Source organism: Geodermatophilus sp. SYSU D01186 (assembly GCF_054050215.1).
Window position 1 is genome coordinate 98,441 of sequence record NZ_JBJGYW010000015.1, and the last position, 24,483, is coordinate 122,923.

At 75.1% G+C, this 24,483-nt stretch carries 26 protein-coding genes; 19 read left to right on the forward strand and 7 right to left on the reverse strand.

Going from position 1 to position 24,483, the window contains the following annotated elements:
* Window positions 1-51: 51 nt before the first annotated feature.
* On the reverse strand, window positions 52-804 hold the full coding sequence (locus ACI784_RS13045) for an SDR family oxidoreductase (protein WP_456921499.1): 753 nt from the start codon (window positions 802-804) through the stop codon (window positions 52-54).
* Between the two features lie 247 nt (window positions 805-1,051).
* Between ACI784_RS13045 and ACI784_RS13050 the strand changes: the two genes are divergently transcribed.
* The 11 genes from ACI784_RS13050 to ACI784_RS13100 all read left to right on the forward strand — a co-directional run bounded on the left by ACI784_RS13050 (window position 1,052) and on the right by ACI784_RS13100 (window position 12,254).
* Window positions 1,052-1,996, forward strand: a complete 945-nt coding sequence (locus ACI784_RS13050) for a Rossmann-like and DUF2520 domain-containing protein (protein WP_456921500.1) — start codon at window positions 1,052-1,054, stop codon at window positions 1,994-1,996.
* Window positions 1,993-2,838 (forward strand): pantoate--beta-alanine ligase, encoded by an 846-nt coding sequence (panC, locus tag ACI784_RS13055; protein WP_457013770.1) that lies wholly within the window; start codon window positions 1,993-1,995, stop codon window positions 2,836-2,838. The genes ACI784_RS13050 and panC overlap by 4 nt, the downstream gene beginning before the upstream one ends.
* Before the next feature lie 8 nt (window positions 2,839-2,846).
* Window positions 2,847-3,260, forward strand: coding sequence for an aspartate 1-decarboxylase (panD, locus tag ACI784_RS13060; RefSeq protein WP_457013771.1), 414 nt, complete (start codon window positions 2,847-2,849; stop codon window positions 3,258-3,260).
* On the forward strand, window positions 3,257-4,930 hold the full coding sequence (locus ACI784_RS13065; protein ID WP_457013772.1) for an L-aspartate oxidase: 1,674 nt from the start codon (window positions 3,257-3,259) through the stop codon (window positions 4,928-4,930). Before panD ends, ACI784_RS13065 begins: the two co-directional genes overlap by 4 nt.
* Window positions 4,927-5,829, forward strand: a complete 903-nt coding sequence (gene nadC / locus ACI784_RS13070) for a carboxylating nicotinate-nucleotide diphosphorylase (protein WP_457013773.1) — start codon at window positions 4,927-4,929, stop codon at window positions 5,827-5,829. Before ACI784_RS13065 ends, nadC begins: the two co-directional genes overlap by 4 nt.
* A gap of 3 nt (window positions 5,830-5,832) precedes the next feature.
* The gene (locus ACI784_RS13075; protein ID WP_456921506.1) at window positions 5,833-6,639 is read left to right on the forward strand and encodes a type III pantothenate kinase; all 807 of its coding nucleotides are present in this window, start codon (window positions 5,833-5,835) and stop codon (window positions 6,637-6,639) included.
* An 11-nt stretch (window positions 6,640-6,650) separates the two neighbouring features.
* Window positions 6,651-8,159 (forward strand): lysine--tRNA ligase, encoded by a 1,509-nt coding sequence (gene lysS / locus ACI784_RS13080; protein WP_457013774.1) that lies wholly within the window; start codon window positions 6,651-6,653, stop codon window positions 8,157-8,159.
* A gap of 147 nt (window positions 8,160-8,306) precedes the next feature.
* Complete coding sequence (locus tag ACI784_RS13085; protein ID WP_456921509.1) at window positions 8,307-8,660, forward strand: histone-like nucleoid-structuring protein Lsr2; 354 nt, start codon at window positions 8,307-8,309, stop codon at window positions 8,658-8,660.
* 197 nt (window positions 8,661-8,857) lie between these two features.
* Window positions 8,858-9,184 carry a hypothetical protein gene (locus ACI784_RS13090; RefSeq protein WP_457013775.1) on the forward strand — a complete coding sequence of 109 codons (327 nt, stop codon included), beginning with the start codon at window positions 8,858-8,860 and terminating at the stop codon, window positions 9,182-9,184.
* Window positions 9,185-9,435: 251 nt separating this feature from the next.
* Entirely contained in the window at window positions 9,436-11,964 is a 2,529-nt protein-coding gene (locus ACI784_RS13095) for an ATP-dependent Clp protease ATP-binding subunit (protein WP_456921511.1), read from the forward strand.
* A gap of 134 nt (window positions 11,965-12,098) precedes the next feature.
* Window positions 12,099-12,254, forward strand: coding sequence for a hypothetical protein (locus ACI784_RS13100; RefSeq protein WP_457013776.1), 156 nt, complete (start codon window positions 12,099-12,101; stop codon window positions 12,252-12,254).
* A gap of 144 nt (window positions 12,255-12,398) precedes the next feature.
* Here the strand turns inward: ACI784_RS13100 and ACI784_RS13105 are convergent, their stop codons facing one another.
* Window positions 12,399-13,298, reverse strand: coding sequence for an A/G-specific adenine glycosylase (locus ACI784_RS13105; RefSeq protein ID WP_457013777.1), 900 nt, complete (start codon window positions 13,296-13,298; stop codon window positions 12,399-12,401).
* A gap of 77 nt (window positions 13,299-13,375) precedes the next feature.
* Here ACI784_RS13105 and ACI784_RS13110 point away from each other — a divergent pair, with 77 nt between their 5' ends.
* Entirely contained in the window at window positions 13,376-14,080 is a 705-nt protein-coding gene (locus ACI784_RS13110) for a MucR family transcriptional regulator (RefSeq protein WP_457013778.1), read from the forward strand.
* A gap of 23 nt (window positions 14,081-14,103) precedes the next feature.
* On the opposite strand, the gene disA is transcribed toward ACI784_RS13110, so the two are convergent.
* From disA to ACI784_RS13125, 3 genes are all read right to left on the reverse strand, one after another.
* Window positions 14,104-15,189 (reverse strand): DNA integrity scanning diadenylate cyclase DisA, encoded by a 1,086-nt coding sequence (disA, locus tag ACI784_RS13115; RefSeq protein ID WP_456921515.1) that lies wholly within the window; start codon window positions 15,187-15,189, stop codon window positions 14,104-14,106.
* Window positions 15,190-15,301: 112 nt separating this feature from the next.
* Window positions 15,302-16,672: a DNA repair protein RadA gene (gene radA, locus ACI784_RS13120; RefSeq protein WP_456921516.1), complete on the reverse strand. Its 1,371-nt coding sequence runs from the start codon at window positions 16,670-16,672 to the stop codon at window positions 15,302-15,304.
* A gap of 48 nt (window positions 16,673-16,720) precedes the next feature.
* The gene (locus ACI784_RS13125) at window positions 16,721-17,401 is read right to left on the reverse strand and encodes a hypothetical protein (RefSeq protein WP_457013779.1); all 681 of its coding nucleotides are present in this window, start codon (window positions 17,399-17,401) and stop codon (window positions 16,721-16,723) included.
* A 223-nt stretch (window positions 17,402-17,624) separates the two neighbouring features.
* Here ACI784_RS13125 and ACI784_RS13130 point away from each other — a divergent pair, with 223 nt between their 5' ends.
* Together ACI784_RS13130 and ACI784_RS13135 are read left to right on the forward strand one after the other, a co-directional pair.
* Window positions 17,625-18,218, forward strand: a complete 594-nt coding sequence (locus tag ACI784_RS13130) for an RNA polymerase sigma factor (RefSeq protein ID WP_456921518.1) — start codon at window positions 17,625-17,627, stop codon at window positions 18,216-18,218.
* Window positions 18,219-18,228: 10 nt separating this feature from the next.
* The gene (locus ACI784_RS13135) at window positions 18,229-19,146 is read left to right on the forward strand and encodes a hypothetical protein (protein WP_457013780.1); all 918 of its coding nucleotides are present in this window, start codon (window positions 18,229-18,231) and stop codon (window positions 19,144-19,146) included.
* Window positions 19,147-19,167: 21 nt separating this feature from the next.
* Here the strand turns inward: ACI784_RS13135 and ACI784_RS13140 are convergent, their stop codons facing one another.
* Entirely contained in the window at window positions 19,168-19,989 is an 822-nt protein-coding gene (locus ACI784_RS13140; protein ID WP_457013781.1) for a UbiA family prenyltransferase, read from the reverse strand.
* Window positions 19,990-20,147: 158 nt separating this feature from the next.
* Here ACI784_RS13140 and ACI784_RS13145 point away from each other — a divergent pair, with 158 nt between their 5' ends.
* From ACI784_RS13145 to rlmB, 5 genes are read left to right on the forward strand one after another with little or no spacing between them, the layout of a single operon-like run.
* Window positions 20,148-20,630, forward strand: coding sequence for a CarD family transcriptional regulator (locus ACI784_RS13145; protein WP_097206868.1), 483 nt, complete (start codon window positions 20,148-20,150; stop codon window positions 20,628-20,630).
* 41 nt (window positions 20,631-20,671) lie between these two features.
* A complete protein-coding gene (ispD, locus tag ACI784_RS13150; RefSeq protein WP_457013782.1) occupies window positions 20,672-21,424 on the forward strand; it encodes a 2-C-methyl-D-erythritol 4-phosphate cytidylyltransferase in 753 nt (250 codons plus the stop codon).
* Window positions 21,421-21,915 carry a 2-C-methyl-D-erythritol 2,4-cyclodiphosphate synthase gene (ispF, locus tag ACI784_RS13155; protein ID WP_457013783.1) on the forward strand — a complete coding sequence of 165 codons (495 nt, stop codon included), beginning with the start codon at window positions 21,421-21,423 and terminating at the stop codon, window positions 21,913-21,915. The genes ispD and ispF overlap by 4 nt, the downstream gene beginning before the upstream one ends.
* A gap of 27 nt (window positions 21,916-21,942) precedes the next feature.
* Window positions 21,943-23,346, forward strand: coding sequence for a cysteine--tRNA ligase (gene cysS / locus ACI784_RS13160; RefSeq protein ID WP_457013784.1), 1,404 nt, complete (start codon window positions 21,943-21,945; stop codon window positions 23,344-23,346).
* The gene (rlmB, locus tag ACI784_RS13165) at window positions 23,328-24,320 is read left to right on the forward strand and encodes a 23S rRNA (guanosine(2251)-2'-O)-methyltransferase RlmB (RefSeq protein WP_456925891.1); all 993 of its coding nucleotides are present in this window, start codon (window positions 23,328-23,330) and stop codon (window positions 24,318-24,320) included. The genes cysS and rlmB overlap by 19 nt, the downstream gene beginning before the upstream one ends.
* 31 nt (window positions 24,321-24,351) lie before the next feature.
* On the opposite strand, the gene ACI784_RS13170 is transcribed toward rlmB, so the two are convergent.
* Window positions 24,352-24,483 (reverse strand): integrase core domain-containing protein (locus ACI784_RS13170; protein WP_456922068.1); only part of this gene is annotated, 132 nt, incomplete at its 5' end.

Consider the following 24,483-nt stretch of genomic DNA (forward strand, 5'->3'; position numbering starts at 1 on the left):
GCAGGGCCCCGCCGCGAGCGTGCGAGTGGTGGGGGGCGAGGGGGTCCTCTTTCAGGCCGGGCCGCGCGACAGCGCGCCGCCGTCGAGGACCAGCGTCTGGCCGGTGACCCAGCCGGCGCCGTCCCCCAGCAGGTAGGCCGCCGCCTCCCCGACGTCGGCCGGCTCGCCGAGCCGGCCGACCGGGTACTGCGCGCTCACCTCGGCCTCCCGGCCCTCGTACAGGGCGGTGGCGAAGCGCGTGCGCACCACCGCCGGCGCGACCGCGTTCACCCGCACCCGCGGGCCGAGCTCCACCGACAGCTGGGTGACCAGGTTGATCAGCGCGGCCTTGCTCACGCCGTACGCGCCGATCATCGGCGAGGCCTTGAGCCCGGCCACCGACGCCACGACGAGGACCGAGCCGCCGTGCTCGGCCATCCACGCCCGCCAGGCCTCCTGCACCAGGCCGAGGGTGGAGACGACGTTGGTGTCGAGGATCTTGCGGAACCCGTCGAGCGGCAGGTCGACCAGCGGGCCGTAGAGCGGGTTGATCCCGACGTTGCCGACCAGCATGTCCAGGCCGCCGAAGGTGTCGACGGCGGTGCGCACCGCCTCGGCCCGGTGCTCGGGGTCCGCGGCGTTGCCGGCGACGGCGACGGCCACGTCGGGGCCGCCGAGGTCGTGGACCGCCTCGGTGAGGGCGTCGGCCTTGCGGGCGGTCACCACCACGCGCGCGCCGCGGTCGACCAGGCTCCGGGCGATCGCCAGCCCGATGCCGCGGCTGGCGCCGGTGACCAGTGCGGTCCGTCCCTCGAGGGTGCCCACGCGTCTCCTCCTGCAGTCGTCCGGGGTGCCGGCGCACACCGTAGGTGACCCACCGCACAGGGCGCAGGCGTTGCACCGGCCGTCTCCCGGTCACACACTCGCCTTCGGCGTTCCACCCGCGTGACACACCCGGTCGCAGCGGGGCCGGCGCCGGCCCGCACCACCAGCACGACCCGAGGGCCTCCAACGGAGGGGGCCACGACCTGTAGTCCGGTACCCGCGAGGGACTGGAACGAGAGGTGCACCGATGCCTGCTGCCCGCAGGACCCCGCGTGCTGCCGGTCTCTTCCCGGCTGACACCGCTCCCGCCCGTCTCCGCGTCGGCGTCGTGGGCGCCGGACGCGTCGGCGCCGTCCTGGGCGCCGCTCTCGCCGCCGCCGGCCACGACGTGGTCGCCGCCGCCGGTCTCTCCGCCGCCTCCGCCGAGCGCGCCGCCCGGCTGCTGCCCGGCGTGCCGCTGCTGCCCACCGACGAGGTGGTCCGCGCCGCCGACCTCGTCGTCCTGGCCGTCCCCGACGACACCCTCGGCGGACTCGTCGCCGGCCTGGCCGAGACCGGCGTCTGGCGGGCCGGTCAGCTCGCGTTCCACACCTCCGGCGCGCACGGGCTGGCGGTCCTCGCCCCCGCGGCCCGGGCCGGCGTCCTGCCCCTGGCGCTGCACCCCGCGATGACCTTCACCGGCGCCGCCGAGGACGCCGACCGGCTCGCCGGCGCCCCGTTCGGCGTCACCAGCGCCCCCGAGCACCGCCCCGTGGCCGAGACGCTGGTGCTGGAGATGGGCGGCGAGCCGTTCTTCGTCGCCGAGGCCGACCGGCGGCTGTACCACGCCGCGCTGGTCACCGGCGCCAACCACCTGGTCACCCTCGTCGCCGAGGCCGCGGACCTGCTCCGCACCGCCGGCGTGACCGAGCCCGCCCGCGTGCTGGCCCCGCTGCTCACCGCGGCGCTCGACAACGGCCTGCGCCGCGGCGACCGCGGCCTGACCGGGCCGGTCAGCCGGGGGGACGTCGGCACCGTCAGCGACCACCTCGAGACGCTGACCGACCGGGCGCCGGAGACCGTGGCCGCCTACGTCGCCATGGCCCAGCGCACCACCGAGCGCGCCCTGGCCGCCGGGCGGCTCAAGCGCCACGAGGGCGCACCGCTGCTCGACCTGCTGTACGAGGCCGGCGACCCCATGAGCTCGCGGTGACCGTCCCGCACGTCGCCGAGACCACCGCCGAGCTGGCCCGCCTGCGCGCGCAGCTGCCTGGCCCGGTGGCGCTGGTCCCGACCATGGGCGCGCTGCACGAGGGCCACCGGACGCTGGTGCGCGCCGCCCGCGAGCGGGCCGGCAGCGTCGTCGTCTCCGTCTTCGTCAACCCGACCCAGTTCGGTCCGGGGGAGGACTTCGACCGCTATCCCCGCACGTGGGACGCCGACCTCGCCGCGCTGGCCGAGGAGGGCGCCGACGTCGTCTTCCACCCGCCGGTGGAGGAGGTCTACCCGCCCGCGGCGCTCGGTGTGACCGTCGACCCGGGCGCGCTCGGCGGCGTCCTCGAGGGCGCGGTCCGGCCCGGTCACTTCGCCGGCGTCCTGACCGTCGTCGCCAAGCTGTTCGGGCTGACCCGGCCGGACCTCGCGTTCTTCGGCGAGAAGGACTACCAGCAGCTGACGCTCATCCGCGCCATGGCCCGCGAGCTGGCCCTGGGCCCGGAGGTCGTCGGCGTCCCGACCGTCCGGGAGGACGACGGCATGGCGCTGTCCTCCCGCAACCGCTACCTCAGCCCGGAACAGCGGGCCACCGCCGCGTCGTTGTCCCGGGCGCTGCGTGCCGGTGCCGCGGCCGGGCCGCACGGTGCCGACGCCGTCCTCACCGCCGCCCGCGAGGTGCTGGCCACCGCCCCGGAGCTGGTGCCGGACTACCTCGAGCTCACCGACCCCGACCTCGGCCCGGCCCCCGCCGCCGGTCCGGCCCGCCTGCTGGTCGCTGCCCGCGCCGGCACCACACGACTCCTCGACAACACCGCTGTCCGACTGGGGGACCCGTCATGATGCGCACGATGCTCAAGTCCAAGATCCACCGGGCGACGGTCACCCAGGCCGACCTGCACTACGTGGGGTCGGTGACGATCGACGAGGACCTCCTCGACGCCGCCGACCTGCTGCCGGGTGAGCAGGTCGCCATCGTCGACATCACCAACGGCGCCCGCCTGGAGACCTACGTCATCCCCGGCGAGCGGGGCACCGGTGTGATCGGGATCAACGGCGCGGCCGCGCACCTGGTCCACCCCGGCGACCTCGTCATCATGATCAGCTATGGCCTGATGGACGAGACCGAGGCCAAGAGCCACATCCCGAAGGTCGTGCACGTCGACGGCGCCAACCGCATCGTCGAGCTCGGCGGCGACCCGTCGGCGCCGGTGCCGGGCGCGGCCGACCAGAAGCGCAGCGACCTCGGCGTGCCGGTTCGGTGACCGCGCTGGCGGCCGACTCGATCACCGGGCTCCCACTGCGGCTCGCCGCGCCGGCGCCCGGCTGGGAGCTCGCCGCCGACGTCTGCGTCGTCGGCTCCGGGATCGCCGGACTGTGCGTCGCGCTGCACGCCCGCGCCGCCGGGCTGTCGGTCGCCGTCGTCACCAAGGTCCGCGTGGACGCCGGCTCGACCCGCTGGGCGCAGGGCGGGATCGCCGCCGTCCTCGACCCCGCCGACACCCCCGAGGCGCACGCCCGGGACACCGAGGTCGCCGGCGTCGGCCTGTGCGAGCCGGACGCCGTCGACGCGCTCGTGCACGAGGGCCCGGACCGGCTGCGCCAGCTGATGGACTGGGGCGCGGCGTTCGACCGCGACCCCTCCGGGCGGCTGCTGCTGACCCGCGAGGGCGGGCACTCCGCCGACCGCATCGTGCACGCCGGCGGCGACGCGACCGGGTCGGAGGTGCAGCGCGCCCTGCAGGACGCCGTGCGCGCCGACCCGGGGGTCATCCTGGTCGAGCACGCGATGGTGCTGGACCTGCTGACCGACGCCGACGGCCGCGCCGCGGGGGTCACCCTGCACGTGCTGGGCGAGGGCAGCGCCGACGGCGTCGGTGCGGTGCGCGCCCGCGCGGTCGTGCTCGCCACCGGGGGCATGGGCCAGGTCTACGCCGCCACCACCAACCCGTCGGTCTCCACCGGCGACGGCGTCGCGCTCGGCCTGCGCGCCGGGGCGGTCGCCACCGACCTCGAGTTCGTCCAGTTCCACCCCACGTCGCTCTACCTCGGCCCGGGAGCGCGCGGCCAGCAGCCGCTGGTCAGCGAGGCGCTGCGCGGCGAGGGGGCGGTGCTCCGCGACGGCGCGGGGGAGCGGTTCATGGTCGGGGTCCACCCGCTGGCCGAGCTCGCGCCCCGGGACGTCGTGGCCAAGGCGATCACCGGTGTCCAGCTGCGCGACCGTGTTCCGAACGTGTGGCTCGACGCCCGCGCGGTGCCCGACGTCGCCCGCCGGTTCCCCACCATCACGGCGAGCTCCCGGGCCATCGGCCTCGACCCGGCCACCGACCTCATCCCGGTCACCCCGGCGGCGCACTACGCCTCCGGCGGGCTGGTCACCGACCTGGCCGGGCGGACGACGGTGCCCGGCCTCTACGCCTGCGGGGAGGTGGCCTGCACCGGCGTCCACGGGGCGAACCGGCTGGCGTCGAACTCGCTGCTGGAGGGGCTGGTGTTCGCCGCCCGGATCGGTGCCGAGCTGGCCGCCCGGCTGCCCGAGCCGGCGGCGGTGCGGTTCCCCGCGGCCGCGCCGTCCGGCCTGCTGGACCCCGCGGGACGCCGGCAGGTCAGCGACACGATGTCGGCCCGGGTCGGGGCGCTGCGCAGCGGCACCGGCCTGGCCGAGGCGACCGACCGGCTGGCCGCGCTGGCCGCCGGGCTGAGCGGGGTGGCACCGGGCGTGGACAGCTGGGAGGCCACCGACCTGCTCACCGTCGCCAGCGCCGTCACCGCCGCGGCGGCCACCCGCGAGGAGACCCGCGGGTGCCACTGGCGGGAGGACCACCCTGAGACCGAGGAGGCCTGGCGGGTGCACCTGGACATCCGGCTCGATCCGCACGGACACCTGTCGGTGACCCGACGCCCCGTCGGCGCCCCGGTGGTGCAGCCGTGGTGAGCGACGCCCGGGACCTGAGCGGCACCGGGCTGACCGAGGCGTGGGTCGCCGAGCTGGTCGAGCGCACCCTCGCCGAGGACCTCACCGGCGGCGCCCCGCTGCCCAGCGAACCCGACCTCGCCGTCGCCCACGACGTCACCAGCGCCGCGACCGTGCCCGCCACCCAGTTCGGCACGGCCGACCTGGTCGCCCGCGCCGACGGCGTGGTCGCGGGCCTGCCGGTCGCCGCCCGGGTCTTCACCCGGCTGGCCCCCGGCGCGACGCTCACCGCGGTGGCCTCCGACGGCGACCGGGTGGCGCGCGGCGACGTCCTGCTGACCGTCCGCGGGCCGGTGCGCGCGTTGCTGGCCGCCGAGCGCAGCGCGCTCAACATCGCCAGCCGGGCCAGCGGCATCGCCACGCTCACCCGCCGCTGGGTGGACGCTGTCGAGGGCACCGGCGCAGTCGTCCTCGACACCCGCAAGACCACGCCCGGGCTGCGGGCGCTGGAGAAGTACGCCGTCCGCTGCGGCGGCGGCGCCAACAAGCGGATGGGCCTCTACGACGTGGCGATGGTGAAGGACAACCACGTCGCCGCCGCCGGGTCGGTGGCCGCCGCCGTCGCCGCCGTCCGCGAGCGCGCGCCCGGGGTGACCGTGCAGGTGGAGGTGGACGTGTCCGCGCAGGCGGTGGAGGCGGTCGAGGCCGGCGCGGACTTCCTGCTCTGCGACAACATGCCGCCCGCGGCCCTGCGCGAGGTCGTGGCCCTGGTGGCCGGACGGGCGGAGCTGGAGGCCACCGGCGGGCTGACGCTGGAAGTGGCCCGCGAGGTGGCGGAGACCGGCGTCGACTACCTGTCGGTGGGGGCGCTCACGCACTCGGCGCCGATCCTCGACCTGGCGCTGGACCTGCGGGCCTGAGCCGTGCTGCTCACCGTCGACGTCGGCAACAGCCAGACCGTCCTCGCCACCTTCGACGGCGACCGGCGGGTGGGCTGCTGGCGGGTCACCACCGCACCGCGGGCCACGTCCGACGAGCTCGGCATGCTCTGGAGGGGCCTGCTGCGCGACACCGTCGTCACCGGCGTCGCCGCCTGCTCCACGGTCCCCGCGCTGCTGCCGGCGCTGCGCCAGCTCCTGGACTCCCTCGACGTGCCGGTGGTCCTCATCGGCCCCGGCGTCCGGACCGGCGTCCCGCTGCACGTGGACAACCCGCGCGAGGTCGGCGCCGACCGGGTGGTGACCGCGCTGGCCGCGCACGAGCTGTTCGGCCGCGGCGCCGACGGGGGCTCCCGGCCGGTCGTGGTGGTCGACTTCGGCACGTCCACCAACGTCGACGCCGTCGGCCCCGACGGGCAGTTCCTCGGCGGCGCGCTCGCGCCCGGCGTCGAGGTCAGCCTCGAGGCGCTGGCCACCCGGGCGGCCCAGCTGCGGTCGGTCGAGCTCACCGTGCCGCCGCACGCCATCGGCAAGAACACCGTGGCCGCGCTGCAGTCCGGGCTGGTCCTCGGGTTCGCCGGCCTGGTCGACGGGCTCGTGTCCCGGATCGCCGCGGAGCTGGTCGCGCAGTTCGGGTCCGCCCCGGTCGTCGTCGCCACCGGCGGGCTGGCCCCGCTCGTCGCCGACAGCTGCAGCTCCATCGGCGAGCGCGAGCCCGACCTCACCGTCCACGGGCTGCGGCTGGCCTTCGAGCGGCAGCAGGGGGCAGGACGGCGTCCGGCGTCCCCGTAGGCTGGTCTCCCGTGAGTGAGGCAGCGCCCGTGGCCGACGACGTCGACGAACTCCCCGAGCAGCTCCGGGTCCGCCGGGCCAAGCTCGACCGGCTGCGGGACGGCGGTGTCGACCCCTACCCCGTGGCCGTCGCCCGGACCACCACGCTGGCCGACGTCCGCACCGCTCACCCCGACCTCCCGCCGGACACGATGACGGGTGTGACCGTCGGCGTCACCGGGCGGGTCATCTTCTCCCGCAACACCGGCAAGCTCTGCTTCGCGACGCTGCGCGAGGGGGACGCCGAGCTGCAGGTCATGCTCTCCCGCGACCGGGTGGGCGAGGAGTCCCTCGCCGCGTGGAAGTCCGACATCGACCTCGGTGACCACGTGCTGGTCTCCGGTGAGGTCGGGACGTCGCGGCGCGGCGAGCTCTCGGTGTTCGCCGACTCCTGGCAGCTGACCTCGAAGGCGCTGCGCCCGCTGCCGGTGGCGCACAAGCCGATGAGCGAGGAGCTGCGGGTCCGCCGCCGCTACGTCGACCTCATCGTCCGCGACGAGGCCCGGCGCACCGTGCGCCAGCGAGCCACGGTGATGTCGACGCTGCGCACCGGACTGGTCTCCCGCGGCTACCTCGAGGTCGAGACGCCGATGCTGCAGACCGTGCACGGCGGCGCCGCGGCCCGGCCGTTCCGGACGCACATGAACGCCTTCGACCTCGACCTGTACATGCGCATCGCGCCCGAGCTGTTCCTCAAGCGCTGCATCGTCGGCGGCCTGGACCGGGTGTTCGAGATCAACCGCAACTTCCGCAACGAGGGCGCCGACAGCACCCACTCGCCGGAGTTCGCGATGCTCGAGGCCTATCAGGCGTATGCCGACTACCAGGTGATGGCGACGCTGACCCGCGAGCTCACCCAGGAATGCTGCGCTGCCTTGTTCGGGGACCACGTGGCGCGGCACAACGACGGCACCGAGATCGACCTGTCGGGCGAGTGGCCGCAGATCCCGCTCTACACCGCGGTGTCCGAGGCCGTCGGCGAGGAGGTCACCCCGGAGACGCCGGTCGAGCGGCTGCGGGCGATCGCCGAGCGGCACGACGTCGGCGTCGACCCGGCGTGGGTGCCCGGCAAGGTGGTCGAGGAGCTCTTCGAGGCGCTGGTGCAGGACACCCTGCGGTCGCCGACCTTCGTCATCGACTACCCGCTGGACACCTCACCGCTGACCCGGGCGCACCGGTCGCAACCGGGCCTGGCCGAGAAGTGGGACCTCTACATCGCCGGCGTCGAGCGGGCCACCGCCTACTCCGAGCTGGTCGACCCGGTCGCGCAGCGGGATCGCTTCACCGCCCAGGCCGCGCTGGCGGCGGCCGGCGACCCCGAGGCGATGGCCCTGGACGAGGACTTCCTCGAGGCCCTCGAGTACGGCATGCCGCCCACGGGGGGCATGGGCATGGGCATGGACCGGCTGATGATGACGCTCACCGGTCTGGGAATCCGCGAGACCATCCTCTTCCCACTCGTGCGGCCGATTTCGACCTGAACCTCTGTGTCCCGTTTCACCCCATTGTGTGCGGTGTGCCGGAAAGTGTGCTGAATGCACTATGGTGCGGAGTGTCGATCGCGATCGCCTCTCAAGGGCGGTAAACCGCACCGGGAATGCCCGGGCACAGGGGAATGGGGAACAGGAATGGCTCGTAAGGTCCAGGTCATCCTCAGTGACGACCTCGACGAGAACCTGCCGGCCGACGAGACCGTGAGTTTCTCCCTCGACGGCACGAACTACGAGATCGACCTGTCGGAGAAGAACGCCGAGGAGATGCGCGAGGCGTTCTCCCGCTACGTGCAGGCCGCCCGCAAGGTGGGTCGCGGCAGCGGTCGCGCCTCCGGCGGCGGGCGCTCGCGGGCGACCGGTGGCGGCGGCCGGATGGACCGCGAGCAGGCCGGCGCCATCCGCGACTGGGCCCGCAAGAACGGCCACGCGGTCAGCGACCGCGGCCGCATCCCGGCCAGCGTCGTCGAGGCCTACGAGGCCGCGCACTGAGGGACGCCCCCTCGCCCCCGGCGCTCGCGCGTTCGTGCCGGGTCCGTGCGAGGGGGTCGCTCCAGCACGTCACCAGGCCCGGTCCCCGTTCGGGGGCCGGGCCGTCGTCGTCCCCGCGGCGGGGGCGGTGGCCTGACCTGCGCGACCAGGGACCAAGGGCCCTGGGGAACGAGGAACGGAACCGTCACGATCCGGATGTGAGCTCCGGTGTGGCGCACCCGACCGCCGCCGACGACGACAGCGAGCCGGGCGACCACTGGGCCGGTGCGGACGCCTCGCCGTGCGCACCGACCTTCACCGCCACCCTGGACCAGCGCCACGGCGTCATCCGGACCCGGGGCCACCTGGACGCGCTCGCCGCGGACCTCCTCCGCGGCAGCGTGGTCGCCCTGCAGCGCCAGGGGCACCGGCTGGTGACCGTCCGGATCGGCCCGTCGGCCACGATGGACGACGACGCGCGGACGGTGCTGGCCGACCTCGGCGCCCGGCTCGCCGCCGACGGCGTCCGGCTGGTGGTCGAGTGAGCCGCGGCGCGTGAGCTCGTCCCGGGCCGGCGGTCGTCCGCTCAGGGCGTAACGGGGCCGGAACACCGGCCGGGCACCATCGGTTGGACCGTGCAGTCCCTCTCCACCGCCCCGGCCGCGTGCCGACGGTGGAGCGGGGTCCGCGACTACAGTGGAAAGACCGGTGCCCCCGCGCGCCGACGGATGTCGGGTGCTCCTCTCCACCACGGGGAGGGCAGTGCCGGACCAGCCGGTCAGAGGAGAAGCAGCAGATGTTCGAACGGTTCACCGACCGAGCCCGCCGCGTGGTCGTCCTGGCCCAGGAAGAGGCCCGGATGCTCAACCACAACTACATCGGCACCGAGCACATCCTCCTGGGCCTGATCCACGAGGGTGAGGGCGTCGCTGCCAAGGCTCTCGAGTCCCTGGGCATCTCGCTGGAGGGTGTCCGCCAGCAGGTCGAGGAGATCATCGGGCAGGGCCAGCAGGCCCCGTCCGGTCACATCCCCTTCACCCCGCGGGCCAAGAAGGTGCTCGAGCTGTCCCTGCGCGAGGCGCTGCAACTCGGCCACAACTACATCGGCACCGAGCACATCCTGCTCGGCCTGATCCGCGAGGGTGAGGGCGTCGCCGCCCAGGTCCTCGTCAAGCTGGGCGCCGACCTCAACCGCGTCCGCCAGCAGGTCATCCAGCTGCTCTCCGGCTACCAGGGCAAGGAGCCGGCCGCGGCCGGCGGCCCGGCCGAGGGCACGCCGTCCACCTCGCTGGTGCTCGACCAGTTCGGCCGCAACCTGACCCAGGCCGCGCGCGACTCCAAGCTCGACCCGGTCATCGGGCGGGCCAAGGAGATCGAGCGGGTCATGCAGGTCCTCTCGCGGCGGACCAAGAACAACCCCGTCCTCATCGGTGAGCCCGGCGTCGGCAAGACCGCCGTCGTCGAGGGCCTGGCCCAGGCGATCGTCAAGGGCGAGGTGCCCGAGACGCTGAAGGACAAGCAGCTCTACACGCTCGACCTCGGCGCGCTCGTCGCCGGTTCCCGCTACCGCGGTGACTTCGAGGAGCGGCTGAAGAAGGTCCTCAAGGAGATCCGCACCCGCGGCGACATCATCCTGTTCATCGACGAGATCCACACCCTCGTCGGGGCCGGTGCCGCGGAGGGCGCGATCGACGCCGCCAGCATCCTCAAGCCGATGCTCGCCCGCGGTGAGCTGCAGACCATCGGCGCCACCACGCTCGACGAGTACCGCAAGCACCTGGAGAAGGACGCCGCCCTCGAGCGCCGCTTCCAGCCGATCCAGGTGGGCGAGCCGACGCTCACCCACACGATCGAGATCCTCAAGGGCCTGCGCGACCGCTACGAGGCGCACCACCGGATCAGCATCACCGACGGCGCCCTGGTCGCCGCCGCGACGCTGGCCGATCGGTACATCTCCGACCGCTTCCTGCCGGACAAGGCGATCGACCTGATCGACGAGGCCGGCGCCCGGATGCGGATCAAGCGGATGACCGCCCCGCCGGACCTGCGCGAGTTCGACGACCGGATCGCGGCCATCCGCCGCGAGAAGGAGTCGGCGATCGACGCCCAGGACTTCGAGAAGGCCGCGTCGCTGCGCGACAAGGAGAAGACCCTCCTGGCCGAGAAGGCCGAGCGCGAGAAGCAGTGGAAGGCCGGCGACATGGACGTCGTCGCCGAGGTCGACGACGAGCAGATCGCCGAGGTCCTCGCCAACTGGACCGGGATCCCCGTCTTCAAGCTCACGGAGGAGGAGACCACCCGACTCCTGCGCATGGAGGAGGAGCTCCACAAGCGGATCATCGGCCAGGAAGAGGCCATCAAGAGCGTCAGCCAGGCGATCCGGCGCACGCGGGCGGGCCTCAAGGACCCCCGCCGTCCCGGTGGCTCGTTCATCTTCGCCGGCCCCTCGGGTGTCGGTAAGACGGAGCTGGCGAAGGCGCTGGCGCAGTTCCTGTTCGGTGAGGACGACGCGCTCATCCAGATCGACATGGGTGAGTTCCACGACCGCTTCACCGTCTCGCGCCTGGTCGGTGCCCCTCCCGGCTACGTCGGCTACGACGAGGGTGGCCAGCTGACCGAGAAGGTGCGGCGCAAGCCGTTCTCGGTGGTCCTCTTCGACGAGATCGAGAAGGCGCACGCGGACGTGTTCAACACGCTCCTGCAGGTGCTGGAGGACGGCCGGCTCACCGACGGTCAGGGCCGGATCGTGGACTTCAAGAACACGATCCTGATCCTCACGACCAACCTCGGTACGCGGGACATCTCCAAGGCCGTGGGGCTGGGCTTCCAGGTCGGCAACGACACCCAGTCCAACTACGAGCGCATGAAGCTCAAGGTCAACGAGGAGCTCAAGCAGCACTTCCGGCCGGAGTTCCTCAACCGGATCGACGACATCGTCGTGTTCCACCAGCTGACCGAGGACGAGATCATCGAGATCGTCGACCTCATGGTCTCCCGCGTGGAGACCCAGCTGGCGAACAAGGACATGTCGCTCGAGATCACCCCGGCGGCCAAGAAGCTGCTCGCGCACCGTGGCTTCGACCCGGTGCTGGGTGCCCGGCCGCTGCGCCGGACCATCCAGCGCGAGATCGAGGACGCGCTGTCGGAGAAGATCCTCTACGGGGAGCTGACCGCCGGTCAGATCATCGTGGTGGATGTCGAGGGCGAGGGCGCCGACGCGAAGTTCACCTTCCGCGGCGAGACCAAGCCGATCGACCTCCCCGACACCCCGCCGGTCGCGCTGTCGGTCGGCGACGAGGAGCCGCCGGCCACCCAGGCCGAGTGACCTCGTAGGTCCGCACGACGGGGCCGTCTCCCATCCCGGGAGGCGGCCCCGTCGTCGTTCCACCCGGAGGACGACGGGGTGGTGCGCGAGGCGGGCACCCGCGGCGGACGCCGGTCTACGGCGGGCTGCTCATCGTGGCGGCGACGGCGGGCGCGACCCGTCGTGTGGGTCCAGGGCGCGGCCTGCCCGGCTGGCTGCGCGCCGTCCTCATGGTGGCCGCGCTCGTGGTGGCGCTCGCGGGCTGGCCGATGACCTTCCGCGACCTCAGCAACCCGAGCCGGCGCCGCTGAGCCGGCGACGCGCTGCGCCCGGCCGGCCACCACCGGTCGGCCGCCGCTTCGCCGTGTGCGCCGGCCGAGTGCGCAGTCGTGGTCGTCCGCGGCGGCGCGCCGTGTCGTGTCGGCGGCACCGACTGCACAGTCGGGGCAGGGCGCTCAGGCGGGGAGGTGGAACCGGCCGTCGACGATCTGCTCGACCAGGCCGTCGACGAGGAGCGAGTCCAGGCACCGGGCGCGCTGCACCGCGTCGGGCCAGGCCTCGTCGAGCAGAGCGGCCGTCACGGGGCCCTCAGCGGCCCGCAGGACGTCGAGCAGGCGGCCGCGCACCTGCCGGTCCGTCCCGGCGAACTTCTGCACCCTGCGGGCCGGACCGTCGTGTGCCGGGCAGCCCGCCCGGCGCCAGGCGCACTCGTTCCGCACCGGGCAGGCTCCGCACCGCGGCGTCCGGGCGACGCACACCAGCGCGCCGAGCTCCATGACCGCCACCGAGAAGCGCACCGCCCGCTCCGGATCCGCCGGCGCCAGCGCCGTGACGTCGGTGAGGTCCGAGGCCCGGGCGGTGCCCGCCTCGGCCCGCCCGTGCACCAGGCGCGCCACCACCCGGCGCACGTTGGTGTCGACCACCGGCTGGGGGTGGCCGTGCCCGAAACAGGCGACGGCGCGGGCGGTGTACGTGCCGATCCCCGGCAGGGCCTCCAGGGCCGCCACGTCGTGCGGGACGACGCCGCCGTGCCGCTCCACCAGGGCGACGGCCGCCTCCCGCAGCCGCAGCGCCCGCCGCGGGTAGCCGAGCTTGCCCCACGCGCGGATCACCTCGGCGGGGGAGACGGCGGCCAGTGCCGCAGGCGTCGGCCAGCGGGCCATCCACTCGCGCCAGACCGGCTCCACGCGGGCCACCGGGGTCTGCTGGAGCATCACCTCGCTGACGAGGACCGCCCACGGGTCGACGTCCGGACCGCGCCACGGCAGGTCGCGGGCAGCGGTGGCGAACCAGTCGACGAGGACCTCGCCGACGTGGTCCCCGCGCGTCGGTGAGGGGCTGGGCGAGCTGTCCACGGGGACCCAGTGTGCCGCCTGCCAGGGACGGCGTGCCGACACCGCCGGCTCCGGGCGGGCGCACTACGGTTCTCGGCGTGCTGCACCCGGTCGGACCCCTGCCCTCGGCGGTCTACTGGCGGCGCCGTCTCCTGCTCCTGCTCCTGGCCGTCGCCGTGCTCGGCGGCGGGGGCTGGCTGGTGGCGGCGACGGCGAGCGGGGGCCCGGGCGGTGCCACGGCGGCCGCGACACCGACCGGCACGACGCCGGCCGAGCCCACCGACCCGCCGGCCCTGGAACAGGTGGTGCCGTCCCTGGCCAGCGTGCGGACGCCGACGCCCCCGCCCGCGGTGCCCGAGGACCCCGCGCCGGTCGAGCCGGCTCCGGTCGAGACGCCGGCCGCACCCACCCCGGGCGGCCCCTGCAGCGACGACATGATCGCGCTGGAGGTGCGCAGCCCCGGCAGTGCCCCGGTGGGCGGACGGCCGACGTTCGAGCTGGCGGTCGCGAACGTCTCCGCCGTCCCGTGCGTGCGCGCGCTGGACAAGGAACTGCAGGAGATCGTGCTCTTCGACGGTGCCGGCACCCGGCTGTGGGGGAGCAACGACTGCTTCCCGGAGGTCAGCGACGACACCCGCACCCTGGCGCCGGGGGAGACGGTCTCGTTCCCGCTGGTCTGGGGCAGCCGCACGAGCGAGCCGACGTGCACCGCCGAGCGCGTCGTGCTGGGGGCGGGGCAGTACGTGCTGCGGGGCCGGCTGGACACCAAGGTCAGCGGCGACGCCCCGTTCGCGGTGGCGTAGGCGGCAGGACCCCCGCCCCTCCCTCAGCTGTAGCGGTCGAGGATCGAGGTCTCGGCCAGTCGCGACAGGCCCTCGCGGATGCCGCGGGCGCGGGCCTCGCCGACGCCCTCGACGGCGAGGAGGTCCTCGATCGTGGCGGCGAGGAGCTTCTGCAGCCCGCCGAAGTGGTCGACCAGGCGGTCGATGATGCCGGCCGGCAGCCGCGGCACGCGGGCCAGCAGCCGGTAGCCGCGCGGGCTGACCGGGGAGTCGAGCGCCTCCGCCGACGTCGGCAGCCCGTAGCAGCGGGCGACCGCGGAGAGGTCGAGCAGCTCGGTCGCCGACAGGGCCCGCAGATCGGTGAGCACCTGCTCGATCGTGCGGGGCCGGCGGGCGCCGCCGGGGAGGTAGTCGCGGACCAGCAGGCCGCGGTCCTCCTCGACGCCGGCGAGCATCTCGTCCAGCTGCAGGGCCAGCAGCCGACCGTCGGTGCCGAGCTCGACGACGAAGCCCTCGATCTCGTCGGCGATCCGCCGGACCATCTCCAGCCGCTGGCTGACGCTCATCGCGTCGCGGACGGTGACGAGGTCCTCGATCTCCAGCGCCGACAGCGTGCTGGCCACCTCGTCCAGCCGCAGCTTGTACCGCTCGAGGGCGGCCAGGGCCTGGTTGGCGCGGGCCAGGATCGTGGTCGGGTGCTCGAGGGTGTAGCGCCGGCCGGCCACGTAGACGCTGATGATGTGCATCGACTGGCTGACCGAGATCACCGGGAAGCCGGTCTGGACGGCGACCCGCTCCGCGGTGCGGTGCCGGGTGCCGGACTCCTCGGTCGGGACGGTCGGGTCGGGCATCAGGTGGACGCCGGCCCGCACGATCCGCGACCCGTCGTAGGAGACGATCACCGCGCCGTCCATCTTGGCCAGCTCCCGCAGCCGGGTGGCGGAGAGGGCGACGTCGAGGGCGAACCCGCCGGTGCAGATGGACTCCACCACGCGGTCGTACCCGAGCACGATCAGTGCGCCGGTGCGTCCGGCCAGGATCCGCTCCAAGCCGTCGCGCAGCGCCGTTCCGGGGGCGATGCGACCGAGCAGTTCCCGGAGCGCGACCTCGGGATCCACGGCGGGGGGCACGAGCGCTCCTGACGTTCGGTGTGGTGGCGGCTGAGTCTACGTGGCACCCGACCGTATCGGCCGGGGGTCGGAACTCACCCCACCGGATACGGCGACGGCCGTCCGGGAACGGTCACTGTGAGAACAGGCGGGCGAAGGCGGCCCCCATGTCGGGTACCTCGACCAGGCGCATGCCGCGCGGGGCCGGGCCGGCGTCCTCCGGCACGAGGGCGACCCGGTAGCCCTGGCGGGCGGCCTCGGCCAGCCGGCGGGAGGTGCCGCCCACGCGGCGGATCTCCCCGGACAGCCCGACCTCGCCGAGGGCGACCAGGCCCTGCGGCAGGGGGATGTCCTTGGCGGCGGAGGCGATGGCCAGGGCCAGGGCGAGGTCGGCCGCGGGCTCCGCGATGCGCACGCCGCCCACGGAGGCGGCGAAGACGTCTGCATCGGCGAGCCGCACCCCGCCGCGGCGCTCCACCACGGCGTTGACCATCGCCACCCGCTGGCTGTCCAGGCCGCTGACCGCCCGCCGGGGCGAGCCGCCGCCACCGGAGCCGGCGACGAGCGCCTGCACCTCCGCCAGCAGCGGGCGGCTGCCCTCCATCGTCACCGTGACGCAACTGCCGGGCACCGGGGCGGCCCGCCGGGACACGAACAGGTGGGACGGGTCGGGGACGCCGATGACCCCGCCGTCCCCGATCTCGAAGCAGCCGATCTCGTCGGCCGGGCCGAACCGGTTCTTGGCCGCCCGGATCAGCCGCAGGGTCGAGTGCCGCTCGCCGTCGAAGGAGATGACGACGTCGACGAGGTGCTCGAGGGCGCGGGGGCCCGCGATCGCGCCGTCCTTGGTGACGTGGCCGACCAGGATGGTGGTCATCCCGCGGCTCTTCGCGACGCCGGTCAGTGCGCTGGCCACCGCGCGCACCTGCGTGGCGCCACCGTCGGTGCCGTCGACCGCGGGGGAGCGCACCGTCTGCACGCTGTCGAGGACCAGCAGCGACGGCGCGACCTGCTCGACGTGGGCGAGGACGGCGGACAGCTCGGTCTCGGCGGCGAGGTAGAGGCGGTCGTGCAGGGCGCCGATCCGCTCGGCCCGCAGCCGCACCTGGGCCGCCGACTCCTCGCCGGACACCACCAGCGCGGGACCGTTCGAGGCGGCGACCCGGTGGGCCACCTCGAGCAGCAGCGTGGACTTGCCGACGCCCGGCTCGCCGGCGACCAGCAGCACCGCGCCCGGGACGAGACCGCCGCCCAGGACCCGGTCGAACTCCTCGATGCCGGTCGGGACGGCGCGCGCTGCGGCGAGCTCGACCTGGGCGATGGGCACGGCCGGCGCGGTGACCGGGCCGGCCGCCACGGCGCGCAGCGGGGACGCCGGGGCGCCGACCTCCTGCAGGGTGCCCCAGGCCTGACACTCGGGGCAGCGGCCGACCCACTTGGCCGAGGCGTAGCCGCACTCGGTGCAGCGGTGGGCGGGTCGGGCGGACTTCACTCCTGCGGGCACCCGGCGACGCTAACCGCCGGGTACGACAGTCCCGGACCGCCGCGCGGCTCAGCCGCCGGACTCGGGGTTGCCCCCGCCCGCCACCTCGGTGTCCTGCTCCTCGGACTCCTCCTCCGTGTGGAAGTCGAAGCCCTCCTCGCGGGGCTGCACCCGGTCCGGGTTCTCCACCATCGCGCGGACGGTCACCTCGCCGGCCTGCTCGAAGGTGAGGGTCAGCTCGAGGCTCTGGCCGGCGGTGAGCTCCTCGGTGAGGTCCGCCAGTTCGACGGTGAGGTCGCCGTCGCCCCCGATGAAGACGGTGGAGTTGCCGGGGACGGGGACGTCGACCTGGGAGCTGGCCGTGGCGGCGCCGCTGGCCGGGGCGGTGGTCGTGGCCGCGCCGCCGGTCGCCGACGGGGAACCGGGGACGGCGGGGGAGGCGCTGGCCTGGCCGGTCACCACCACGCCGTCGAAGCCCTCGCCCTCGATGCCGACGAGCGTGTCCTCCTCGTTCCCGGAGTTGATGACCGCCATGGTCAGCGCGGCGTCGTCACCGGCCTCGTAGCGCCCCTCGTCGGGGTGCTCCAGGGTGACCTTGCGGAGGGTGATCGAGCCCACCTGGGCCTCGGCGCCGACCTTGTCCCGGTTCTGGGTGGCGGTCTGCGTCACCTGCCCGGCGCTGCACGCGGTGAGCGCGATCGGGCTGAGGAGCAGGGCACCCATCGTGGCGGCGCGCAGTGCGCGGTTCACAGCCGTCGACCTCCAGGGACGTGCCGGCCACCGCACGTCGATGGCCCGGGTCGCGCCGAGCCTAACGCCCGTCCCCCTGCCCCCGCCGGGAGGGAACCGGTGCGGTGGCGCCGCGGCCGGACCGGGCGGCGGCCGTCGCGCACCCGTCCGGGTGACCGCGGTGCAGATCCCCTGCCCGACTGCCGATCCCGAAGGAGTGCGGGGACCGGCGAGGGGAGGCGCGGTGCGGACGGGACTGCCGTTCGACGACGTCCTGGCCGCGGCCCAGGCCGGGGCCGCATGGGCCTTCGAGGTGCTCTACCGCGACCTCGCGCCGGCGGTGACCGGCTACCTGCGACTGCACGGGGCGGCCGAGCCCGACGACCTGGCCAGCGAGACGTTCATCGGCGTCCTCACCGGGCTCGGGGGCTTCCGCGGCGACGAGGACGCCCTGCGGGCATGGGTCTTCACCATCGCCCACCGGCGACTGGTCGACGACTGGCGGCGGCGCGGACGCCGTCCGCAGGTGACCGACGACGACGCGGTGCTCCACGAGCTCGGCGGGGGCGATGCCGAGGACGACGCACTGGTGCGGATCGGTGCCGCGGACGTCCACCGGCTCTGCGGCACCCTCCCCGGCGACCAGCGGACCGTGCTCCTCCTGCGGGTCCTCGGCGACCTCACCGTCGAGCAGGTGGCGCGTGTGCTCGGCCGCTCCGTGGGCTCGGTCAAGGCCCTGCAGCGGCGTGGCCTGCGCAGCCTGCGCACCGCCCTCGAGAGCGTTCCACCCGAACGGGTGACCGCCCCCGCGCACCCTTCTGTGGCCCTCCTGCGATGACGAGGACGAGATGACCATCCCAGCCGACGCCCGAGCCGCCGAGGAGGCCTTCGAGGCCTGCCTCGCCGGCCGTCCGGTACCCGACGGCGCCTCCGGCCTGGCCGCGTTCACCGACGCGGTCCGGGCCGGCGCCACGGTGCCGGGACGGCCGAACGCGCCCCTGGCCGAGCTGCTGGCGACCGGTCTCCTCACCCCCATCCAGGAACCGTCCTGCGGGACGGCCGGGCCCACCGCCCGGACCTCACGGAAGAGGCCACGCATGCTGCTCACCACCCTCGCCGCCAAGATCGCCTCGGCCGGCGTCCTCGCCAAGGCGGCCGCCGGCACCGGCGCCGTCGTGGTCGCCGTCGCCGGCGCCACCACCGCCGGCGCCCTCACCACGCCGCCGGAGCCGGCTCCGGTCGTCGAGACCGTCGTCTCCGACCAGCCCACGGACCCCACTCTCGAGCCGACCGACCCCGCCCTCGAGCCGACCGGCAGCGGTGACGGGACGCAGGCGGGCACGGAGAGCGGGAGCGGCTCCGAGGTCCCCGCCGGGGGTGAGGAGGCCCAGACCTCCGCCGAGGAGGGCGAGATCCCCGCCGAGCCGCAGGCGCGCGTCGACGAGGCGCCGGTCGACGACGCCGCCGCCAAGACGGCGTGGCAGGCCGGGCCCACCCCCGGCCAGTCGCACGGCGAGTGGGTCAGCGAGGGGGCCCGCCGTGGCTGGGTCGACGGCGGCACCGTCAGCAGCCAGGCGCGCCAGCGCAACGCCAAGCCCACCCAGGCGCCCGCCCCGGTGGACGAGCCGGTCGCGGAGCGGCCGGTCGTGGAGGAGCCGGTCGTCGAGCAGCCGGCGGCGGCCCCGGCCGCGCAGGTCGCCGACAGCGGCACCGGCCACGGCAACGCCGGCGGCAACGGCAACGGCAACGGCAACGGCCGGAAGTGATCCCTGCCGGTGGGGCCGCGGTCAGGTGACCGCGGCCCCGCCGGCCAGCAGGAGGACGACGTCCAGCACCGTCAGCAGCATGACGGCGGGGAACGCCAGCCGCCGGAACCGGGGACTGCCCGCGAGCGCCGCGACCGCGACGGCGGGCACCGCGAGCGCGAGCCCCACCCAGGCCGCCGCGGTCGGCGGCCCGGCGGGACCGAGGACGAGCACCAGGGACGCCCCGCCCAGCAGGAGCGCGCCGAGGACGGCGGAGACGCGGGCGCCCAGCCGGTGGGGGAGCCCGCGCACGCCGGTGGCCAGGTCGTCCTCGATGTCGGGCGCGACGTTGGCCAGGTGTGCGGCCGCGCCGAGCGCCCCGCCGGCGGCGACCAGCCACCACGGCGCGACCGGGGCGCCAGGCGCGGCGGCGACCACGCCGGCGGGCAGCGCGCCGAAGCCGGTCACGTAGGGCACGGCCGAGGCAGCGGTCCGCTTCAGGCCGGCGTTGTAGGCCCACCCGCTGGCCACCAGCACCAGCAGCAGCAGACCGGGCACGAGGCCGAGCAGCAGCGACAGGACGACGGCCGCCGCGACCGCGGCCAGGGCCAGCGAGCGCAGCAGCGCGGGTGCGACCGCGCCCTGCACGACCGGTTTGTCGGCCCGGGCGACGGCGCGGTCGCGGTCCGCGTCGAGCCAGTCGTTGCTCCAACCGATGGAGGCCTGACCAGCGAGGACGGCCAGCCCCACGAGCGCCACCCGCCCCGCCGGGCACCCGGCGGCGACGGCCAGGAGGGTGGCCACCACGGTCACCGCGACCGCGGGGCCGGGGTGGGTGGCCAGCACCAGTGCGCGGGCGGTCACCCCCGGCGACGCTGGGTGTGCAGGCACATCGACCACGCTGCTGTCAACCCCTCCCCGGTACTTCATAGGGCGGCTGACCTGCGGGTTTACGAATCTGGGCCGTCCCGTTCGTCAGTTTGCCGTGGTAACCTGTGGACAGCGAAAGGGGTCACACACACATGGGCTTCACTGTCGGCGAGACCGTTGTCTACCCGCACCACGGTGCCGCGCTCATCGAGGCGATCGAGAAGCGGGTCATCAAGGGTGAAGAGAAGGCCTACCTCGTGCTGAAGGTCGCCCAGGGCGACCTCACCGTGCGCGTGCCGGCCGACAACGCAGAGATCGTCGGCGTCCGTGACGTCGTCGGTCAGGAGGGGCTGAACCGGGTCTTCGAGGTCCTGCGTGCCCCGCACACCGAGGAGCCGACCAACTGGTCGCGCCGCTACAAGGCCAACCTCGAGAAGCTCGCCTCCGGTGACGTGAACAAGGTCGCCGAGGTCGTCCGCGACCTGTGGCGTCGCGACAAGGACCGTGGCCTCTCCGCCGGCGAGAAGCGCATGCTCTCCAAGGCCCGCCAGATCCTGGTCAGCGAGCTCGCGCTCGCCGAGGGCACCAACGAGGACAAGGCCGAGGTGCTCCTCGACGAGGTCCTCGCCAGCTGAGCCCGGGCTCGGCTGACCTCCGCACGTCCCAGACCACTCCCGTGCACGCTGTCGGCATCGTCGCAGCGGCCGGGAGTGGTCTGCGTCTGGGGGCCGATCGGCCGAAGGCGCTGGTCCCGCTCGGTGGGCGGGCGCTGGTCTGCTGGGCCGTGGACACCCTCCGGGACGCCGGTGTGGCCGACGTGGTGGTCGCCGTCCCGGCGCAGGAGCTCGGCGCCTTCGCGACGGTGCTGCCCGCGGACGTGCGGCTGGTCGCGGGCGGCGCCACCCGGACCGCGTCGGTCCGGGCCGCCCTCACCGCGGCCACCGACCACGCCGACGCGGTGCTGGTGCACGACGCCGCCCGTCCGCTGACCCCGCCGGACGTCGTCCGGCGCGTGCTGGGCGCCCTCGACGCCGGCGCCGCGGCCGTGGTCCCCGTCCTCCCGGTGACCGACACGACCGTCACCGTGGACGACGACGGCGTGCTGACCGGCACCCTGCCGCGGGAGGCGCTGCGGCGGGTGCAGACCCCGCAGGGCTTCGCCCGGGCCGCCCTCGCCGCGGCCTACGCGGCCCTGCCCGAGGACGCCGAGCTCACCGACGACGCCGCGGTCGTCCGTGCCGCCGGCCTGCCGGTCGCCACGGTGGCCGGTGACGAGCGGGCGGCGAAGGTGACCGTCGCCCACGACCTGGCCCTCGCCGAGTTGCTCGTGAGGACGACGGGCGAGCGAGCATCGCAGGGAGCGCCAGCGACCGGGGAGCGGGACGAGCCCGAGGTCGAGCCATCAGCGAGGCTGGGCGCCCGCCGGTGAGCGCCGAGCTGCCGCGGGTCGGCCTGGGGGTCGACGTCCACCCGATCCAGGCCGGCCGGCCCTGCTGGCTGGCCGGGCTGGAGTGGCCGGGGGTCGACGGCTGCGCCGGCCACTCCGACGGGGACGTCGTGGCCCACGCCCTGACCGACGCCGTCCTCTCGGCCGCCGGGCTGGGCGACATCGGTGGGCTGCTCGGCACCGACGACCCCCGGTGGGCCGGCGCCCGCGGGGTGGCGGTGCTCGAGCACGTGCGCGCCACGCTCGCCGCCGCCGGGTGGCGGGTCGGCAACGCCGCGGTGCAGCTGGTCGGGAACAGTCCCAAGGTGGGGCCGCGCCGGGCCGAGGCCGAGGCGGTGCTGTCGGCGGCCCTCGGCGCGCCGGTCAGCGTCACCGCCACCACGACCGACGGCCTGGGCCTCACCGGCCGGGGCGAGGGCCGCGCGGCGATGGCGACCGCGCTGGTGGTCCGGGTGGACGCCGGACCGACCTGACCACCGCGGCTCCGTAGACTCCCCGCGGTGAGCCTCCGCCTGTACGACACGGCCGCCCGCGCGGTCCGCGACTTCACGCCCCTGCGTGCGGGCCAGGCCTCCATGTACGTCTGCGGGCTCACCCCCCAGGGCCCGCCGCACGTGGGGCACGTGCGGTCGGCACTCGTCTTCGACGTGCTGCGCCGCTGGCTCACCGCCGGCGGCCTCGAGGTCACCTACGTCCGCAACGTCACCGACGTCGACGACAAGATCCTCACCAAGGCCGCCGAGAACGGCGTGCCGTGGTGGGCCTGGGCGTACCGCTACGAGCTGGCGGTCACCTCCGCCTACGAGGTCCTCGGGGTGCTGCCGCCGACCTACGAGCCGCGGGCCACGGGCCACGTCCCCGACATGGTGGCGCTGATCGAGCGGCTCATCGAGCGCGGGCACGCCTACGCCGTCGACGGCGACGTCTACTTCGACGTCCGCAGCTTCCCCGGCTACGGCGAGCTGACCCGGCAGACGCTCGGTGATCTCCAGCCGGCCGCCGACACCGAGTCCGACGAGCGCAAGCGCGACCCCCGCGACTTCGCACTGTGGAAGGCCGCCAAGCCCGGCGAGCCGGACACCGCTGCCTGGCCGACACCGTGGGGCCGCGGCCGGCCCGGCTGGCACATCGAGTGCTCGGCGATGGCCGAGCGGTACCTCGGCGCCGAGTTCGACCTCCACGGTGGCGGACTCGACCTGCGCTTCCCGCACCACGAGAACGAGCGCGCCCAGTCGATGGCCGCCGGTGACGGGTTCGCGCGGTACTGGCTGCACCACGGCTGGGTCACCCTCGGCGGCGAGAAGATGAGCAAGTCGCTGGGCAACACCGCGCAGGTCGACGAGGTCGTCAAGCGGGTGCGGCCGGTGGAGCTGCGCTACTACCTGGTCGCCCCGCACTACCGGTCGACGATCGAGTTCACCGACGCCGCGCTCGCCGAGGCCGGAGCGGCCTACCGGCGGCTGGAGTCGTTCGTGCGGCGGGCGGCCGAACGGGTCGGCGAGGGAGCCGGCAAGCCGGAGCTGGCGCCGGAGTTCCGCGCCGCGATGGACGACGACCTGGGCACCCCGGCCGCGATCGCCGCCGTCCACGAGGCGGTGCGGCACGGCAACAGCGCGCTGTCCGAGGGCCGGGACGAGGCGGTGGCGGCGGCGCTGGGCTCGGTGCGCGCCATGCTCGGCGTGCTGGGCCTGGACCCGCTCGACCCGCGCTGGTCCGCCGGCGGGGGCGACGACCGGCTGACCGAGGTCACCGGCGGGCTGGTGGCGCTGGCGCTGGAGCAGCGGCAGGCCGCCCGCGCGCGCAAGGACTACGCGGCCGCCGACGCGATCCGCGACCAGCTCGCCGGTCTCGGCGTGCAGGTCGAGGACACCCCGAACGGACCCCGATGGGAGCTGAGCCGCTGATGGCCGGCAACAGTCAGCGACGGGGCCGCAGCAGCGGCGCCGGCAAGAAGACGGCGACCGCGGGGACCGGCGGCAAGAACCGCCGGGCGCTGGCCGGCCGCGGCGCCACCCCGCCGGCCGAGGCCCGTACCGGGCACCCCGCGCAGCGCCGGGCCCAGGCCGACGCGCGGCGGCGGGCCGAGCGGGACCGCAGCCGGCAGCGGGCCGAGGAGGCCCCCGAGCTGCTGCTGGGCCGCAACCCGGTGGTCGAGGCGCTGCGGGCGCAGATCCCCGCGACCGCGCTGTACGTCGTCACCGGCGACACCACCCGCGGCGCCCTCGACGAACGGATCGCCGAGGCCATCGCGCTCGCCGGTGACCGCGGGCTGCCGCTGCTGGAGGTCGGCAAGGCCGAGTTCGACCGGATGTCGAACGGAGCGCTGCACCAGGGCATCGGCCTGCAGGTGCCGCCGTACCAGTACGCCCACCCGGACGACCTGCTCGACCTGGCCCGCGACTCGGGCCGGCCGCCCCTGGTCGTCGCCATGGACGGCGTCACCGATCCGCGCAACCTCGGCGCCGTCGTCCGGTCGGCCGCCGCGTTCGACGCGCACGGCGTCGTCGTGCCGCAGCGCCGCTCGGTGGGCATGACAGCCTCGGCGTGGCGCACCAGCGCCGGCGCCGCCGCGCGGCTGCCGGTCGCGCGCGCGGTCAACCTGGCCCGCGCCCTGGGCTCCTACCAGGACGCCGGGCTCATGACCGTGGGCCTGGCCGGCGACGGGGACGTCGACGTGCACGAGTTCGACGGGTTCGCCGACCCGGTCGCGCTCGTGGTGGGCGCCGAGGGCGCCGGGCTGTCGCGGCTGGTGCGCGAGCGCTGCGACCTCGTCGTCCGCATCCCCATCGCGCGGGACACCGAGTCGCTGAACGTGAGCGTCGCCGCGGGCATCGCGCTGTACGCCGCCGCCTCCGCCCGCCGCTCCAGCGGAGGCTGAGCGCGCAGGTCTCCTGCGCCGTCAGCCTCCGCTAGCTGTAGTGCCCAGCACGGTTGCTGACGGCGACCCGGGTGATCGGGGGTTGTCCGCCGAGTGCGGTGTGGCTGCGGTGATGGTTGTAGGTGTGCAGCCAGTCGGGCAAGGCTGCGGCTCGCTCGGCTGA

Bases quoted from the DNA above. Each gene is read 5' to 3' on its own strand.
- panD (WP_457013771.1), top strand. From the start codon at position 2,847: ATGCTCAAGTCCAAGATCCACCGGGCGACGGTCACCCAGGCCGACCTG.
- ACI784_RS13050 (WP_456921500.1), top strand. From the start codon at position 1,052: ATGCCTGCTGCCCGCAGGACCCCGCGTGCTGCCGGTCTCTTCCCGGCT.
- ACI784_RS13145 (WP_097206868.1), top strand. From the start codon at position 20,148: ATGGGCTTCACTGTCGGCGAGACCGTTGTCTACCCGCACCACGGTGCC.
- ACI784_RS13095 (WP_456921511.1), top strand. From the start codon at position 9,436: ATGTTCGAACGGTTCACCGACCGAGCCCGCCGCGTGGTCGTCCTGGCC.
- rlmB (WP_456925891.1), top strand. From the start codon at position 23,328: ATGGGAGCTGAGCCGCTGATGGCCGGCAACAGTCAGCGACGGGGCCGC.
- ACI784_RS13085 (WP_456921509.1), top strand. From the start codon at position 8,307: ATGGCTCGTAAGGTCCAGGTCATCCTCAGTGACGACCTCGACGAGAAC.
- ACI784_RS13135 (WP_457013780.1), top strand. From the start codon at position 18,229: ATGACCATCCCAGCCGACGCCCGAGCCGCCGAGGAGGCCTTCGAGGCC.